Origin of the sequence: Streptomyces triticagri (assembly GCF_003429565.1) — a bacterium.
GTDB lineage: Bacteria > Actinomycetota > Actinomycetes > Streptomycetales > Streptomycetaceae > Streptomyces > Streptomyces triticagri.
Genome location: NZ_QUAK01000054.1, coordinates 51006 through 66957, shown reverse-complemented (window position 1 = coordinate 66957; position 15952 = coordinate 51006). Strand labels below are relative to the sequence as shown.

Here is a 15952-nt window from a genome sequence, read left to right as displayed (position 1 = left end):
GTCTTCGGCGGCGGCGCCGACCGGCCTCAGGGCCGGCGCGAGCGGGCGGTCCGCCGTCTGGCGGCCGCCGCCCCACTGGCGGCGGAGCTCGGCGTGGACGTACTCCTGGAGACCCACGACGAGTTCCTCACCGGCGCCCAGGTCGCCGAGGTCCTGGCAGAGGTCGACTCCCCGGCGGTCGGCGCGGTCTGGGACGCGGTCAACCCCTGGCGGGCCGGGGAGCCCCCGGACCGTACGGCCACCCTGCTCGCCCCCTGGCTCCGCCACGTACAGCTCAAGGACGTCGCCGGACCCGCCGACCTGCGCCCGGTCCTGCCGGGTCGCGGCGTGCTGCCCCTGTCCGCCGTCGTGGAACAGCTGCACCGGATCGGCTACCGGGGCTGGCTCAGCCTCGAGTGGGAGCGGGCCTGGTACCCCGAAGCCGCCCCGCTCGACGAGGCGTTGACCGCCTTCCACCAGCAGCTCGACACCTTCAGCACCCCACCCGCCCCCGAGCGCCCCGAAAGAGGCACCCCATGAATCCCCAGCTCTCCGCACCCACCCGAAGCGCCCCGGGCGGCCGCCATGACTAGCCGTACCAGCCTCGCCGGCCACCCCCGCCGCGCCCCCGGCCGCCGCACCGTACTCGCCGCCGGCCTGTCGACCGCCCTGGCCTGTACCGGCCTCACCTCCTGCAGCCAGGGCGCGTCCGCCGGCGGACGTGACCCCGACGGCCCTCTCACCTTCTGGTCCGCCCTGCGCGGCAGCGACACCCTGGTCGCCAAGTGGAACGCCACCCACCCCGACGACCCCGTCGACTACTCACCCATGACCTCGGGCCTGGCCGGCGGCAACGCCAAGATCTCCAACGCCGCCCGCGCCGGCAACGCCCCCGACATCGTCACCATCGTCGACGCCGACCTGCCGTCCTTCGCCATCGACGGTGTCTGCGCCGACCTCACCGACCTGGTCACCCCGCGCCTGCGCAGCCAACTCGGCCCGCAGGCATGGACGAACGGCAGACTGGACGGCAAGGTCTACGGAATCCCGCTCGACCTGGGCCCGATGCTCCTCGCCTACCGCGCCGACATCCTCGAGCGCCACCGCATCGACGTACCCGCCACCTGGGAGGAGTTCCGCGAGGCGGCCCGCCGGCTCAAGCGTGAGTCCGGCATCCACCTGACCAGCTTCCATCCCAACGCCTACAACGTCCTCGCCGGGCACACCATGCAGAGCGGCGGCCAGTGGTTCGCGATCGAGGACGACAGCTGGGTGCTCGACTTCCTCGACGCACCCACCCGCCGGGTCGCCGACTACTGGCAGGGCCTGATCGACGAGGACCTGCTGCTCGTCGCCCCGGGCAGCAGCCAGGAGTGGCTGTCCGCCCTGGCCCGCGGCAAGGTCGCCGCGCATCTGGTCGGCCCGTGGGGACTCGCCGCGCTGGCCTCCTCCGTACCCGGCACCTCGGGCCGCTGGCGGGTCGCACCGCTGCCGCAGTGGGACCCGGGCAAGCCGGTCCTCGGCACCGACGGCGTCTCGCTGCACGCCGTCACCGCCGACAGCCCGCGCAAGGAACGCGCCATGCGCTTCCTCGACTGGATGTCGACGACACCCGAGGCGATCACCGCCCGCCTCTCCAGCGGCCGTTCGAGCCTCTTCCCCGCCGCCGAGAACCAAGTGCGGGCCGCCGCACGGCAGTTCAAGACCGACTTCTACGACGGCCAGGACCTGTACGGGCTGGTCACGGAGCAGGCCCGGCTGCTGCGCACCGGCTGGACCTGGGGCCCTCGTATGCAGGCCACGGCCACCTCGCTGCACAACGGCCTGGCCCGGATCTCGTACGGAACGAAGATCAGTGAGGCGCTGCGCACCGCGCAGGCCGAGACCCTGCCCGACATGCGCAGCCTGGGCCTGAAGGTGAGGCAGTCATGACCGCGTCCAGCGGCACGGCGGCAGCCGCGTCCACCCCGTCCCCGTCCCTGTCCCCGTCCATGACTGCGGCCAAGTCCCGTTCAGTCGCGGCCCGTTCACCCCGCACCCCCGCCGGCCGCCCGCGCCGCCCGCAGCGTCAGGCCGTCGGCCTCCTGCTCGGCCCCTTCACCCTGCTCCTCCTCGCGGTGTTCCTGATCCCCGTCCTGTACGCGATCAGGCTGAGCTTCTTCTCCGAATCGCACAGCGGCCTCGGCTTCGGCAATGCGCACACCACCTTCGTCGGGCTGCGCAACTACGTGGCCGTGCTCTCCGATCCAAGCTTCGTGCGTGGCGTCGGCACCACGCTCCTCTACGCCCTGGTGTTCATCCCGCTCGTCCTGGCCGGCGCACTCGTCCTCGCCCTGCTCTTCGACTCCGGCCTGATCAGGGCCAGGCAGCTCAGCCAGACCGTGCTCTTCGTGCCGCACGCCGTGCCCGGCATCATCGCCACCGTCATCTGGCTCTACCTCTACACACCCGGCATCTCACCCGTACTCGACGTACTGAGCAAGGGCGATGTCGAGGTGAACTTCCTCGGCCTGCAGATGCTGATCCCGTCCCTGGTCAACATCGCCCTGTGGAGCGGTCTCGGCTACACCGCCGTCATCTTCTTCGCCGCCCTGCGCGCCATCCCGCGCGAACTCGTCGAGGCGGCCCAGGTCGACGGCGCGGGCGCGGTGCGCACGGCACTCACCATCAAGGTGCCGATGATCCGCGGCACGCTCTCCACCGTCGCCATCTTCACCACGATCGCCGCGCTGCAGCTCTTCACCGAGCCGATGCTCCTGAGCCGGGCGACCCCGCTCGTCGGCCCGCGCTACACGCCGAACATGTACATCTTCGACGCCGCCTTCACCCGTAACAACTACGGCCTGGCGTCGGCCGCTTCGGTCCTGCTGCTGCTCGTCTGCTGCGCCCTGTCGTACATGGTGACGCGCGGCACCGCGGCCCGCGGCCGGCGCGGTGCCCCCGTTTCCGGAAAGGGCCGCTCATGACCGCCACCGTCAACGCCCCCGATACCACCGCCGGCTCCGGCCCGGCCCCGCGCTCGTACGGCCGTCTCGTCGCCAATGCCGTCGTCGGCATCAGCGTCCTGTACGCCCTGCTGCCACTGCTGTGGCTGCTGCTCGCCTCCACCGTGGACGCCGAGGCGCTCTTCGCCTCCGACTTCTTCGACCTCTCGAACTTCGCGTTCGTCGACAACATCCGTGCGCTGCTCGCCCAGGACGACGGCGCCTATCTGACCTGGTACGGCAACAGCCTGCTCTACGCCGTGGGCGGCGCCGCGATCGGCGCCCTGGTCAGCACCGCCGCCGGGTATGTCTTCGACAAGTTCGAATTCACCGGCAAGCGGCCGCTGTTCGCCCTGATCCTGATCTCGGTGATGGTGCCGGCCACCGTGCTCGCCCTGCCGCTGTATCTGCTCGCCTCCGACCTGGGCCTGGCGAACACCGTGTGGTCGGTCCTGATCCCGGTGCTGTTCAACCCCTTCGGGGTGTATCTGGCGCGGATGTTCTCCGCCTCCTACGTACCCGACGAGGTCCTGGAGGCCGCCCGCGTCGACGGCGCGAACGAGCTGCGCAGCTTCTTCTCCGTGGGCCTCAGGATGCTCGCCCCCGGCTATGTGACCATCTTCCTGTTCCAGCTCACCGCGATCTGGAACAACTTCTTCCTGCCGCTGGTGATGCTCAACGACACCGAGCTCTACCCGCTCAGCCTCGGCCTCTACAGCTGGAACTCGACCGCACCGATCAATCCGGACTACTACCCGCTGATGGTGATCGGCTCGCTGCTCGCGCTGCTGCCCCTGGTGGTCGCGTTCCTGCTGCTTCAGCGGTACTGGCGCTCGGGCCTGACCGCGGGAAGCGTGAAGTAGCGCGTGGTCAGGGCGAGTTCACCTCGGCCGCGGGCGCCGTGCCCAGCGCGGGCCAGGTGGTCTGCTCCTCGAGGGCGAAGGCCACCTCGAGCAGTGTGCGGTCGTCGCCGTGCGCGGCGGAGAGGTGGACGCCGATGGGTACGCCCTCGCGCGCCATGCCCATCGGCAGGGACAGACCGGGCGCGCCCGTCACGTTGTGCAGCGGGGTGAACGCCACATAGCGCTGCAGCCGGTCCATCAGCTCGTCGAACGGCCCCGAGGGGTCGAGGTGCCCGAGCGGCGGGGTGACATGGGCCAGTACGGGCGACAGGATCAGCTCGTGCCGCCGGAAGGCGGCAGCGTACCGGGTGCGGGCCCGGTGCAGCCGCCGCAGCGCACCCGGTGTGCGGGACCAGCCGCCGTCCTTGAACTGCCGGGCGAGGCCCTGCGTCAGGCCGTCCAGACGCGAGGCGTCGAAGGACCGGTCGAAGGCGAACCGGCCGAAGCCGCCCGCCATCGCGGCGAGCAGCCCCCAGTACGTGATGAAGTCCGCGGGGAAGCTGCGCGGCACCGGCACCGGGATCGGCTCCACGACGTGCCCCTGCTCCTCCAGCAGCCGCGCCGTCCTGAGCACGGCATCCCGGGTCTGCTCGTCCACCACCGCATCGGTGACCGTCTCCAGGAGGAGCCCGACGCGCAGACGGCGCCGCGCCGGACCCTGCACCAGGCCGATCGGGGCGAGCCGCGGATTGCGCCAGTGCTCCTCGGCGGCGGCGAGATAGGCGGCGGTGTCCCGCACCGAACGGGTCAGCACGCCCTCGGAGATGATGTTGATCGGCATGGTGCGGGCCTGCTCGCCGTCCGGGTGCCGGCCGCGGCTGGGTTTCAGGCCGATCAGGCCCGCGGCCGCCGCGGGGATACGGATCGAGCCGCCGCCGTCGTTGGCGTGCGCGAGCGGCAGGGCACCCGCGGCGACCAGCGCGGCCGCGCCGCCCGACGAGGCGCCCACGGAGCGGTCGGTGTGCCAGGGGTTGCGTACGGGCGGCCCGGAGCGGAACTCGGTCGAGGCGTTCAGACCGAACTCGGGGAGCCGGCTCTTGCCCAGCACGGTCAGGCCGGTGCTGAGCAACTGCCGTGCGTAGCGCCCGTCCTGAGTGGCGGGCCGGGCGCGGTAGGCGTCGGTGCCGTGGTTGGTCGGCATGCCCGCGACGTCGGTGTTGTCCTTCACCAGAGTCGGCACGCCGTGCAGCGGGGCCTCCGGCTTCCGGGAACGCCGCGGGGTCCCGTACGCCTCGTGGGCCACGGCGTCCAGCGCCGGATCGACCTGCCGGATACGGGCGACCGCCGCCGACTCGACCTCCCCGGCGCCGAGTTCACCGCTGCGGATCAGGGCGGCGAGCCCCACGGCATCGTGCTCGGCCAGTGCGTCGTCACCGAAGGCGTGGATCCGTATGGGGCGGCTCATACGCTCACGCTATCGTCGCGACGCCCGGCACCGGAGGTGATACAGCTCACTGCCTGTGCCCTCGCCGAGGTGGTTGCGCACTCTGGAGCTCGATCCCTGACCTCGATCCCTGACCTCGAGCGGAGGTCAGAGACCGCAGCTCGGTGCCGACCAGAACTGGCCGCCGCCGCCCGCCACATGGGTGTGGTCGTCGTGGCCCGGGTAGCCGGGTCCGAGGATCTCGCCGAAGCCGTGGTTGCGGGCCTGCAGGGCCAGGGCGCAGAAGCCCTGGGAGCCGGCGCCCAGGTCGGCCGCGTGGCCGTACATGTGGCGGCTGTTGGGGGCGCCGCCCACGTTGTCGTTGCAGGCCTTGCTGCGGAAGCCGCCGTTGACCTGGATCGGCTTGTCGCCCATCGCGTGCCGCATGGCCTGCAGCTTCCACATGGTGACCAGCGCGTTGGCCTTCGCGGTGGCCGCACTGACCTGGCCGCCCGACCAGTCGGAGTTGCAGTTGTTGAGCTCGCCGTAGTCGAAGTTGACCGGCGAGCAGTCGTCGTCCTGGAGCTCGTAGATCTTGCCGAAGGTGGCGGGCCCCGCGACGCCGTCGGCGCCCAGGCCGTACGCCGACTGGAAGCGCTGCACCGCGGCCTTGGTGGCCGGCCCGAACTGGCCGTCGATGGCGATGTCGCCGCCGGAGCCCGGATAGCCGGCGACCCGGATCTGCAGCTGCCGGACCGCCTCGCCGGAGGAGCCCTCCTGCAGGGTGCCGCTCCAGGTGTAACACCCGTCCGCGGCGGCGGAGTCGGCGGCGGCAGGGGCCTGTGCGGGAGCGGCGGCGGACGGTGCGGCGGACGCGGGTACCGCGAAGGCGAGACCGAAGGCGGCAGCGGCGGACACGAGCAGAGTGGTGGAGCGTCGCGACGTCAGTGTGGTCGGAGAGGCTGAAGAGGTCCGTGAGGTCCGTGAGTTCCGTGAAGTCATGGGGGGAGACCTTCGCTCGGGTGCGGGGGACGCTGAGCTTGGGGAGCCTCGCGAGACGGTCCCCGTTTGTCAATGACGTACGGCCCAACTCGGTACTCATGGGCCGGAGTTGAGTACTCGACGTCATGCATCCGTCACCTGCCGCCCCGTTCACCCCACGTCCGCCCCCACCGCCCGGAGTACCGGAACACGCGCCGCGGTCCGCCCCGGAAGCACGGCCGCGAGGACCCCGATCGCGGCCGCCGCCGCACAGAACAGGACAAGGCGTCCCCACGGCAGCGCGAGTGGCGCGCCCTCCTGCCCCGCCACCGCGACCACCCCGAGCAGCGTCCCGGCAGACACACCCAGGACCGCACCGAGCAGCGAGACCAGCAGCGACTCGAGGCGCAACACCGCGGCCACCCGGCCCCGTTCGAGCCCGACCGCCCGCAACAGGCCGATCTCCCGCACCCGTTCGGACACCGCCATCGCCATGGTGTTCACCACCCCGAGCGACCCGATCAGCACGGCGATGCTCAGCAGCGCGTACACGATCGCCAGCATCGGCTCGTACGGCCGCGCCGCCTCGCGGCCCGCCGCCGCCCGGTCCTGGACGAGCAGGGCGGGGTTGTCGAGCGAGCGCCGGATGTCCTCCATGAGCGCCGCGGTGCGGCCCGGAGCTGCGGCGACCAGCACCGAGTCGATGCGCGGACCCGAGGCGTCCCGGTCCGTGCGCACCCGCGGCAGGGCGTCCTGCGGCACCAGCGCGGGAGCGAGTGCCGCCGGGCCGTCGTAGATCGCGACGACGGGCAGCGCGAGCTTCCGGTCCCGGCCGCCGCCCGTGCCCGTACCGCCGCGACCGTCCCCGCCGGACACCGCACCCGTGCCGTCCACCGTGCCCGTCACCCGCGTCCCGATGCGCCAGTCGTGTGCCGCCGCCTCCTGCCGCGTCACGGCGATCCCCTGGTCCAGCCGTGCCAGCGAGCCCTCGTGAACCGTGAGATCCGCGATGCGTCCCGCCGTGCGCGGATCCACCCCGACCGCCTGGAGACCACCGCCGTCGTGCAGGCTGACCAGCGCGGACACCACCGGCGTGACCGCGGCCGCGTCCGGGAGTCGTGCGATGCGCTCGGCCGTGCCCTCGCCGATCTCCGCGAAGTCGACGGGAGTCACCCGCAGATCCGACGCCATCGCGGCCGCGGCCTCCTCCTCGGCGGCCCGGCCGAGCGAGGCGGCCACCACCGTCGCCGCGCTGACCAGGGCGAGCCCGATCATCAGGGTGGCCGCGGTGGCCGCCGTACGGCGCGGATTGCGGCGCGCGTTCTGCACGGCGAGCGTGCCGTGCACCCCGGTGAGGCGGGTCAGCGGACGTCGCACCAGAGCGGTGGCCACGAGGGCGAGGGCCGGCGTGAGCAGGACGAGCCCAAGCAGCAGTACGGCACCGGCGAGGGTGACCACCGCGAGGTCGTCGGAGGTGGCGGCCGCGACCGTGAGCAGCAGCCCGGCACCGGTGACCAGCGCGCCCAGGACGCTGCGGCGCCGCAGCGAGGCGGGCTCCGGCGGAACGTCGGTGCGCAGCGCCGCGACCGGTGCCACCGCCGCCGCGCGGCGGGCCGGGACGTACGCGGCGACCAGCGTCGTGACGATGCCGACCGCGAAGGCGGCGACCGCCGGCAGCGGCGCCGTGTACTGCAGCGGCACCGCGGGTCCGTCCGTCACGCCGAAGAAGCGCCGCAGCAGCCCGGCCACCCCGAAGCCGAGCAGATGCCCGGCAGCGGCGGCGACCGTCCCGACGAGCAGCGCCTCGGTCAGCACAAGGCGCAGGACGTGCCCGCGGGTGGCACCCACCACCCGCAGCAGCGCGTGCTCCCGGGCGCGGGCCGCACTGAGCATGGTGAAGGTGTTGGCGATCAGGAAGGTGGCGACGAGCAGCGCCACCGCGCCGAAGCTCAGCAGAATGCCGGTCAGCTTGCCCTGGTCGCTCCGCGCGGCCGCGGCGGCCTCCGCGTCGAGTGCCTGCCGGGTGACGGCGCGCAGCCCGTCGGGAAGCGCCGCCTGTACGCCGCGGGCGAGCCGCTCCTGTGCGGCGGTGTCCTGCGTCGGGCCCGTACCGTTCGCGCCGGCTGCCGTGAGCGTCTCGCGGGTCGACACCGTCAGGCCGGTGTACGTGCCCGGTCCCGGCGCGAAGTGCCGCTGCGCGGAGGCGGTGTCGAAGAGGGTCAGGGTGCCGCCCGCGACGAGCCGCGGATCGCGCGCGGTCACGATGCCCACCAGACGCGCCGTGCGGGCCTGGCCGCCCACGACGATCCGCACCCGGTCGCCGACCCGGTGGCCGGTGCGGGCGGCGGTGTGCTCGTCGAACGCCACCTCACCCGCGGTGCGCGGCCCGCGCCCGCCGGTCAGCGGATGCCGCGGGTCCCGGCCGTCCTGCAGGGGCACGAAGTTGGCGCCGACCGCAGCCTCCCGCGCCCCCACCAGACCACCGCCGCGGCCCACGACGAACGACGTCCCCTCCACCGTGCCCCGCACCGCGGCCGCACCCGCCACCGAGCCGAGGCGCTCTCGCAGACGGTCGTCGAGCGGGGGAGCGGCGGTCTCGCCGGACGGGCCGTCGTCGGCCGTGACCGCCACCGCCACATCGGCCTGCGCGCCGTCCTGCGCCCGGGTCAGTGCCTCGCGTACGGACGCGGTGTAGAGCAGCGAGCCGGACGTGCAGGCGACGCCGAGCAGCACGGCGAGCGCGGGCAGCAGGAAGCGGATCCGGTGGGTGAGCAGGGAACGCACGGCGGTACGGAGCATGGGCGGCGTCTTCCGAAGGCGGGAGGGCGGATGTCCGCGGCGGCTCGGGCAGCGGCACGACCTCGATCCTGCGCCGCCGGGCCGCCCCCGCGGATCAGCCGTACTGCCGACCCGGCCGGCCGGGTCCGCCCGCCGGGTCGGCCGAAAGGACGAGGCAGGGCCGCACCGGCGGGACGTAGCGTGGGGTCGCATGATGTGTTCGCTCCCGGCCACCGACCCAGGGCATGTCCTGGCCACGCTCCGGGCCGTCCCGGTCCGGCGCCTCGCGCTGTACGTGCCGGCTGCCGCCGCCCTCCTCGCGCTCCTGGTCTTCGAGGCGGTGCAGACCCACTACCTGCCCACCACCGTCGCGACCGTGCTCACCGGAGCCCTGTGCATCGCGGCCGTGCTGGTGCCGCCCCGGCGCTTCCCCGTCCTGGCCTGCATCGCGGTGACCGCCTCGCTCCTGCTCACCGGCGTCAGCACGGCCCTGGCCCACCGGCCGGAGACCACCCCGGGGATGGCCGAGTCGGGAGCCCTGCTGCTCGTCGTCACGCGGTCCGTGCGTCAGCTGACCTGGCCGCGGGCGGTGGGCCTGGCGCTGCTCGCCGGCTTTGCCGCGGGGGCGCTGCTGCTGCGGATCGACTCCGGGCAGTGGAGCGACGTGGGCAACTATGTGGCGCCGCTGCTGATGTTCGCCGAGCTCGTCGCCGTCGGCCTCGGCCTGTACCTGCGCCAGCACGACACGCTGCGGGCGCGGCTGCGGGCCGCGGAGCTGCAGGATCAACGCCTGGAGTACGCACGGGAGTTGCACGACTTCGTGGCGCACCATGTGACGGCGATCGTCACCCAGGCCAAGGCCGTACGGTACGCGACGGCCGGCGGGCACGCGCCGGCGGCCGCGGACCTGGACCGGATGCTGGCCCTCATCGAGGAGTCGGGCTCGGAGGCGATGACATCCATGCGCAGCATGGTGTCGGTGCTGCGGGCGCCGTCCGGTGCGGGGACCGGGCCCGGTGGGAGTCTCGCCGCGCTGCGGCCGCTGGTCGCGGACTTCGCCCGGCACGGGCCGCCCTGTGAACTCACCCTGGACCCGCGGCTCGCGGACCGCGCGCTGGCGCCGCAGATCACCACGGGGGTGCACCGTCTTGTGCAGGAGTCGCTGACCAATGTGCGCAAGCACGGGGTCTCGGTCTCCAAGGTGGTCGTCGATGTCCGGCTGAGTCCCGAGCGGGCGGACCTGATCGAGGCGGTGGTCACGGACGACGGCCGCGGTCCCCGCGGGGCGGGGCGAGGGGAGGGGTTCGGTCTCGTCGGTCTGGCGGAGCGGATTGCGGCGGCGGGCGGAACGTTCGCCGCGGGGCGTGGGCCGGGGGGTGGTTGGCGAGTGGAGGCGGGCCTTCCCGTGCCTGACCTCCGTAGAGGGGCACCCCACGGCCGGTCGGCCACCACCAGCCCGTCCGGCATCTTCAGAGGGTCACCGCACGGCCCGTCGGCCACGGCCGGCCCGTCCGGCACTGTCAGCCCGCCCGGCACCGTCAGCCCGTCCGGCGTTTGAGGACATCTTTCGGCCCGTTCAGGGCAATCTTTCAGCCGGTCCGGCGCTTGAGGACGAGGCCGTCCAGGCCAATCTCTCAGCCCGCCCGGCGTTTGAGGGCAGTCTTTCAGCCGGTCCGGCGCTTGAGGACAAGGCCCGTTCAGGGCCGTTCNTGAGGACGAGGCCGTCCAGGCCAATCTCTCAGCCCGCCCGGCGTTTGAGGGCAGTCTTTCAGCCGGTCCGGCGCTTGAGGACAAGGCCCGTTCAGGGCCGTTCCGGTTCCAGGCATCGGCCTGGCGGCCTCGTCCTCAATCGCCGGACGGGCTCTTTCTTGGCCTGGACGGCCTCGTCCTCAAACGCCGGACCGGCTGAAAGATGTCCTCAAACGCCGGACAGGCTGAAGGTGCCGGACGGGCTGAGGGGGCCGGACGGGCTGAGGGGGCCCGACGGGCTGAGGGGTGACCCGGTGACGCTGCCGGACGGGCTGAGGTGCAACGATCGTCGGCATGACGATCCGCGTGCTCATCGCAGATGATCAGGAGATGATCCGGTCCGCGTACCGCATGATCCTGGACTCGCAACCGGACATCGACGTCGTCGCGGACGCCCCCGACGGAACCACCGCCGTCGCTCTCGCCCGCGAACTCCGCCCGGACGTCTGCCTGCTGGACATCCGGATGCCCGGCCTGGACGGCCTCGCGGCCACCCGCGAACTGGCGGGTCCCGGCGTGCAGGACCCCCTGCACGTCGTGATCGCCACCACCTTCGACCTCGACGAGTACGTGTACCGCGCCCTGCGCAACGGCGCCTGCGGCTTCCTGCTCAAGGACGGCTCCCCGGCCCTGCTCGCCGAGGCGGTCCGCGCCGCGGCCCAGGGCGCCTCGCTGATCTCGCCGTCCGTCACCGTCCGCCTGCTGCAGCACATGACGGACGCCCCGGACCGCCGCACGCCGCCACCCGCATCGGCCCAGCTCACGGACCGCGAGCTGGACGTCGTACGCCGGGTGGCCCGCGGCCGTACCAACGACGAGATCGCCGCGGACCTGTATGTGACCCTCTCGACGGTCAAGACCCACCTGGGCAACGTGCAGCGCAAGCTGGACGCCCGCAACCGCGTCGAGATCGCCGCCTGGGCCTGGGAGAACGGCGTCTGCACCGAGGCCTAGACGACCACCGTCTCCGTCAGTCGCCCGTCCGTCACCGACCGCCCCGCGGTCAGGTCGTACGAACCCGCCTGGTAGGACCAGGAGTTGGTGTCCTCGTCCCAGATCTCGAAGGCCCGGCGCGGCAGTTCGACGACCACCTCCGCGCTCTCGCCGGGCCCGGCCGTGACCCCCGCGAACCCGGCGAGCCACCGCGCGGGCCGGGACGCGTCGGCCGAGGCGGGGGAGGGGGAGAGATACAGCTGGACGACCTCGCGTCCGGCCCGGTTCCCCGTATTGCGCACCCGCACGGTCGCCGTCGTCCCGTCCACCTCGAGCGATTCGTACGCCCAGTCCGTGTAGCCGAGGCCGTGCCCGAAGGGGTACGAGGGTGTGGCGCCGGCGCGGTCCCAGGCCCGGTAGCCGATGAACAGCTCCTCCTCGTAAGGGAGTCGACCGTCCACCGGAGTCACCCGGGTGACCGGCGCGTCCGCCAGCGAGCCCCAGGTGGTGGGCAGCCGCCCGCCCGGCTCCTCGACCCCGAGCAGCACGTCCGCGAGCGCCCCGCCGCCCTCCTGGCCGGGGAACCAGCTGAGCAGCACCGCCGCCACCTCGTCCCGCCAGGGCAGCTCCACCGGCGAACCGGAGTTGACGACCACCACCGTGTTCGGATTGGCGGCGGCCACCGCACGTACCAAGTCGTCCTGGCGGCCGGGGAGTCGGAGGTCCTTCCGGTCGAATCCCTCGGACTCGACCCGCTCGGTCGTCGCGACCACGACGACCGCGACCTCCGCCGCGCGGGCGGCCTCGGCGGCCTCGGCGATCAGCTCGTCGGGGTCACGCCGCGGACCGAGGTGCGTGAAGCTGAAGACGATCGCGGGCAGCGGCGGCGCCACCGACCGGTCAAGGGGGTGCACGAGCGAGACCACGACCGGCTCACCGGCGGTGAGGTTGACCGTGCCGCGCTCCTGGGGTGAGCCGAAGAACGCCTCGAACGGGTCGGACTCGCCGCCCATCTCCTGTACGCCGTCGTACAGTTCCCGGCCGTCCACGCTCAGCTTGAAGGCGCCGAGCCCGCGGGTGCCGAAGGTGTGCTCGCCGCTGTCGCGCGGGGTGAAGACGCCCTTGATCTCGACGCTGTGCAGCGTCTCGTGGGTGACTCCGGCGGGCAGGTCGTCGCCCATCCACTGCACATGCCCGTTCGGCAGCGGGCCCTCGCCGATGATGACCCCGTCCGCGTCCCGGCAGATCGCGTGCAGCTCGAAACCCTTGTCCGCGGCGGCGAGTTCACCACTCGGATCGGCGCCGACCGCATACGTGAGCGAGCCCTCGGGCAGCGCCGCGGTCAGTCCGTCGAGCGGCGAGACGACATGGTCGGGGAAGACGGTCGCGGAGCCGCCGCCGAGCACCCGGGCATCCCGCGCCGCGGCCCCGATCAGGGCGAGCCGAGTGTCCGAACGCAGCGGCAGCGCACCGGAGTTGCGTACCAGGACGAAGGCGCGGCGGGCGAGCTCCCGGGCCAGCGCCTCGCCGTCCACCTCGGCGGGCAGCTCGGTGACGACCGGCTCCGCGCCCTCCAGGGCACCGACCCGGGCGGCGAGCCGCAGGACGTTGCGTACCGCCGCGTCCACCTCGGACTCGTCGACCTCGCCCGCGCGGACGGCGGTCGCGAGCGCCTCGCCGTAGACGGTCCCCGGGCCGGGCATGGCCACGTCGAGGCCGCCCTTGATGTCACCGGCGGTCGAGCGGGCGGCGCTCCAGTCGGAGACGTTGAAGCCGTCGAAGCGCCATTCGCCGCGCAGCACCTCGTTCACCAGGTAGCTGTGCTCCGTCATCGTGGTGCCGTTCACCGTGTTGTAGGCGGTCATGATGCCCCACGGGTGGGCGTTCGCCACGATGGCCTCGAAGGGCGCCAAGTACAGCTCGCGCAGGGCGCGTTCGGAGAGCAGGTTGTTCACCGTGAAGCGTTCCGTCTCGGCGTCGTTGGCCACGAAGTGCTTCACCGTCGTACCGACGCCGCCCGACTGCACACCCTGCACATAGCCGGTGCCGATGACCCCGGTCAGATACGGATCCTCGCTGTACGCCTCGAAGTGCCGGCCGCCGAGCGGCGAGCGGTGCAGATTGACCGTCGGCGCGAGCAGTACGTGCACGCCCTTGCGCCGGGCCTCCTGGGCGAGCAGCGTGCCGGCCCGGCGGGCCAGGTCCTGGTCCCAGGTGGCGGCGAGCGCGGTCGGCGAGGGCAGCGCGATCGACGGGTCGGCGGCCGTCCAGCGCACCCCGCGCACCCCGATCGGACCGTCGGACATCACCAGGGACTTCAGGCCGATCGCGGGCACCGGGTGCAGCGACCACACGTCCTTGCCGCCGAGGAGCCGGGCCTTGGTGTCGAGGTCGAGCTTGCCGAGCGCGGCCTCGACCACCGCCTCGCGGGCCTCGTCCCGCGCCCGCTCCGGGGCCGTGGCCCCGCTCCTGGCTTCGCCGTCCGCCTGGTACGCCATTGCCGGCACCTCCTGATACGGGTCCTGCACACGGGTCTGAGTGCGTCCATCCTGCACCCCGTACCTGGCGAGCGGTAGGTTTCGTTACTTCAGCGTTATCCATCCCTCTTCGGCTGCTCTCCGCCTGTCGTACGGTGACGGCATGAGCAGCCGTACGGTGACGACCCCATGAGCGACACCAGGACCGCCCGGAGCGAGGAACGCCGGGCCGCGATCCTGCGCGCCGCCCTCGAGGTCATCGCCGAACGCGGCTATCGCGGCGCGAGCCTGGCAGCCGTCGCGGAACGGGTGGGCCTCACCCAGCAGGGCCTGCTGCACCACTTCCCCACCAAGGAAGCCCTGCTCCTCGCCGTCCTGGAGGCGCGCGACCAGTGGGACGCCGTGCCCGGCAGCGAATGGCGCATCGACCTGCTCGGCTCGCTCGTGGAGTACAACGCCATGCGCCCCGGCATCGTGCAGACCTTCTCCGCGCTGCTCGGCGAATCGGTCACGGAGGGCCATCCGGCCCGGGAGTTCTTCACCCGCCGCTATGTCGGCACCCGGGAGTCCATGGCACGGGTCCTGCGCGCCGAGTACGGCGACCGGCTGCCCGGCGGACTCACGCCCGAGCGCGCGGCGCCGCTCCTGGTGGCGGTGATGGACGGACTGCAGTACCAGTGGCTGCTCGACCCGGAATCGGTGGACATGCCGAGCGCGTTCCGCGACTTCCTCGCGCTGATCGAGGGCGGTGAGCCCGACGACGGGCGGGGCGGGGGCGGTTAGGGGGCGCATCGGCACGCCCACCGGTCCGGGGTCCGGTCCGTGGTCCGGTCCGGGGTCCGGCTCGGCGTCAGAGGAGCCGTACGCCCTTGCGCGCCAGGTAGGCGACCGGGTCGATGTCCGATCCGTAGCCGCGCTGCGACCGGATCTCCAGGTGCAGATGCGGGCCCGTGGCGCGACCGGTGGCACCGCTGTCCGCGATGCGCGCACCGGCCTTGATGCTCGCGCCGGCCTTGATGCGGAGGCGGCTGAGGTGCGCGTAGACCGCGTAGTGGCCGTCCGGCATGCGCACGGTGACCGCGTTTCCGTAGTCGCCGGACCAGGCGGAGAGGACGACGGTCCCGGCGCCGACCGCGTAGACCGGTGTGCCGGTGGGGACGGCCAGGTCGATGCCCGTGTGGTGGCCGGCGATCCAGTTGCCCTTGATCCCGTAGCGGGCGGTGACGCGGAACTGGCGGCGCAGCGGCTTGGTGAAGATGCCGGCGAGGCCCGCGCGCTGGGCGTTCGCGCCGTCGTCCGGCAGCCGGGAGTCGGCCTCGGCCAGCGCGTCCTCGAAGGTCTCGTCGTAGCCGACCATGCACGGCTCGCCGGACTCGGTCCCGATCCCGCGCTCCTCCCCGGAATCGGCGCGGAGACGGGGGTGGGAGTGGGAGTGGGAGTGGGTGGGGGTGTGCGCCGGGCGGGCGCGGGTGGCGGCTGCGGCGCTGGGCGCCGCGGCTATGGACAGGGCGCCGCCGACCAGGGCCGCGGTCACGCCGAGAGCGCCACGCCGGGTGGTGCCCGGCTCGTGGGCGAGTACGTCCGGGTGGGCCGTCTCTTGTCCGTCCGGGTGTTCCGTGGATGAGTTCATGTCCGTCAGGACACCCGCGTCGGCGGCCGATTGCATGCCCGGATGGGCCGATCGGAGGGTGCGGCGGCCCGGTTGGGCCGGGTCGAGAGGGTGGTTCGGAGTCCGAACGGCGGGTGAACGTGGCCGCTGGGCAGCAGGTCAGAGCGATGGCAGGGAGCTGCGGTTACTCGAACAAG

At 72.9% G+C, this 15952-nt stretch carries 12 protein-coding genes; 7 read left to right on the top strand and 5 right to left on the bottom strand.

Annotation, left to right across the window (positions count from 1 at the left end; genetic code table 11):
• The 4 genes from DY218_RS10260 to DY218_RS10245 all read left to right on the top strand — a co-directional run.
• A partial coding sequence (locus DY218_RS10260; protein ID WP_147336132.1) for a sugar phosphate isomerase/epimerase family protein occupies positions 1-519 on the top strand: 519 nt, incomplete at its 5' end.
• A 45-nt stretch (positions 520-564) separates the two neighbouring features.
• Positions 565-1911, top strand: a complete 1347-nt coding sequence (locus tag DY218_RS10255; protein WP_128555626.1) for an ABC transporter substrate-binding protein — start codon at positions 565-567, stop codon at positions 1909-1911.
• A gap of 59 nt (positions 1912-1970) precedes the next feature.
• Positions 1971-2945: a carbohydrate ABC transporter permease gene (locus DY218_RS10250; RefSeq protein ID WP_128555634.1), complete on the top strand. Its 975-nt coding sequence runs from the start codon at positions 1971-1973 to the stop codon at positions 2943-2945.
• Positions 2942-3826: a carbohydrate ABC transporter permease gene (locus DY218_RS10245; RefSeq protein ID WP_233521466.1), complete on the top strand. Its 885-nt coding sequence runs from the start codon at positions 2942-2944 to the stop codon at positions 3824-3826. The genes DY218_RS10250 and DY218_RS10245 overlap by 4 nt, the downstream gene beginning before the upstream one ends.
• Before the next feature lie 7 nt (positions 3827-3833).
• Here the strand turns inward: DY218_RS10245 and DY218_RS10240 are convergent, their stop codons facing one another.
• The 3 genes from DY218_RS10240 to DY218_RS10230 all read right to left on the bottom strand — a co-directional run bounded on the left by DY218_RS10240 (position 3834) and on the right by DY218_RS10230 (position 9008).
• A complete protein-coding gene (locus tag DY218_RS10240; RefSeq protein WP_128555625.1) occupies positions 3834-5270 on the bottom strand; it encodes an amidase in 1437 nt (478 codons plus the stop codon).
• Positions 5271-5396: 126 nt separating this feature from the next.
• A complete protein-coding gene (locus tag DY218_RS10235) occupies positions 5397-6146 on the bottom strand; it encodes a D-Ala-D-Ala carboxypeptidase family metallohydrolase (RefSeq protein ID WP_407703595.1) in 750 nt (249 codons plus the stop codon).
• A 234-nt stretch (positions 6147-6380) separates the two neighbouring features.
• Positions 6381-9008 (bottom strand): FtsX-like permease family protein, encoded by a 2628-nt coding sequence (locus DY218_RS10230; protein ID WP_128555623.1) that lies wholly within the window; start codon positions 9006-9008, stop codon positions 6381-6383.
• 190 nt (positions 9009-9198) lie between these two features.
• On the opposite strand from DY218_RS10230, the gene DY218_RS10225 reads away from it, so the two are divergent.
• Together DY218_RS10225 and DY218_RS10220 are read left to right on the top strand one after the other, a co-directional pair.
• Positions 9199-10545, top strand: coding sequence for a sensor histidine kinase (locus DY218_RS10225; RefSeq protein ID WP_233521465.1), 1347 nt, complete (start codon positions 9199-9201; stop codon positions 10543-10545).
• 485 nt (positions 10546-11030) lie between these two features.
• Positions 11031-11690 (top strand): response regulator, encoded by a 660-nt coding sequence (locus DY218_RS10220; RefSeq protein WP_128555622.1) that lies wholly within the window; start codon positions 11031-11033, stop codon positions 11688-11690.
• Here the strand turns inward: DY218_RS10220 and DY218_RS10215 are convergent.
• Positions 11687-14167 (bottom strand): glycoside hydrolase family 3 protein, encoded by a 2481-nt coding sequence (locus DY218_RS10215; RefSeq protein WP_128555621.1) that lies wholly within the window; start codon positions 14165-14167, stop codon positions 11687-11689. The two genes, DY218_RS10220 and DY218_RS10215, sit on opposite strands and share 4 nt — an antisense overlap.
• A 168-nt stretch (positions 14168-14335) precedes the next feature.
• Between DY218_RS10215 and DY218_RS10210 the strand changes: the two genes are divergently transcribed.
• The gene (locus DY218_RS10210) at positions 14336-14929 is read left to right on the top strand and encodes a TetR/AcrR family transcriptional regulator (protein WP_128555620.1); all 594 of its coding nucleotides are present in this window, start codon (positions 14336-14338) and stop codon (positions 14927-14929) included.
• A gap of 67 nt (positions 14930-14996) precedes the next feature.
• On the opposite strand, the gene DY218_RS10205 is transcribed toward DY218_RS10210, so the two are convergent.
• The gene (locus DY218_RS10205; protein WP_233521464.1) at positions 14997-15776 is read right to left on the bottom strand and encodes a M23 family metallopeptidase; all 780 of its coding nucleotides are present in this window, start codon (positions 15774-15776) and stop codon (positions 14997-14999) included.
• Positions 15777-15952: the final 176 nt, after the last annotated feature.

Coding starts and splice junctions, on each gene's coding strand:
- DY218_RS10255 (WP_128555626.1), top strand. CDS start 565: ATGACTAGCCGTACCAGCCTCGCCGGCCACCCCCGCCGCGCCCCCGGC.
- DY218_RS10250 (WP_128555634.1), top strand. CDS start 1,971: ATGACTGCGGCCAAGTCCCGTTCAGTCGCGGCCCGTTCACCCCGCACC.
- DY218_RS10245 (WP_233521466.1), top strand. CDS start 2,942: ATGACCGCCACCGTCAACGCCCCCGATACCACCGCCGGCTCCGGCCCG.
- DY218_RS10240 (WP_128555625.1), bottom strand. CDS start 5,270: ATGAGCCGCCCCATACGGATCCACGCCTTCGGTGACGACGCACTGGCC.
- DY218_RS10230 (WP_128555623.1), bottom strand. CDS start 9,008: ATGCTCCGTACCGCCGTGCGTTCCCTGCTCACCCACCGGATCCGCTTC.
- DY218_RS10225 (WP_233521465.1), top strand. CDS start 9,199: ATGATGTGTTCGCTCCCGGCCACCGACCCAGGGCATGTCCTGGCCACG.
- DY218_RS10220 (WP_128555622.1), top strand. CDS start 11,031: ATGACGATCCGCGTGCTCATCGCAGATGATCAGGAGATGATCCGGTCC.
- DY218_RS10215 (WP_128555621.1), bottom strand. CDS start 14,167: ATGGCGTACCAGGCGGACGGCGAAGCCAGGAGCGGGGCCACGGCCCCG.
- DY218_RS10210 (WP_128555620.1), top strand. CDS start 14,336: ATGAGCGACACCAGGACCGCCCGGAGCGAGGAACGCCGGGCCGCGATC.
- DY218_RS10205 (WP_233521464.1), bottom strand. CDS start 15,776: ATGAACTCATCCACGGAACACCCGGACGGACAAGAGACGGCCCACCCG.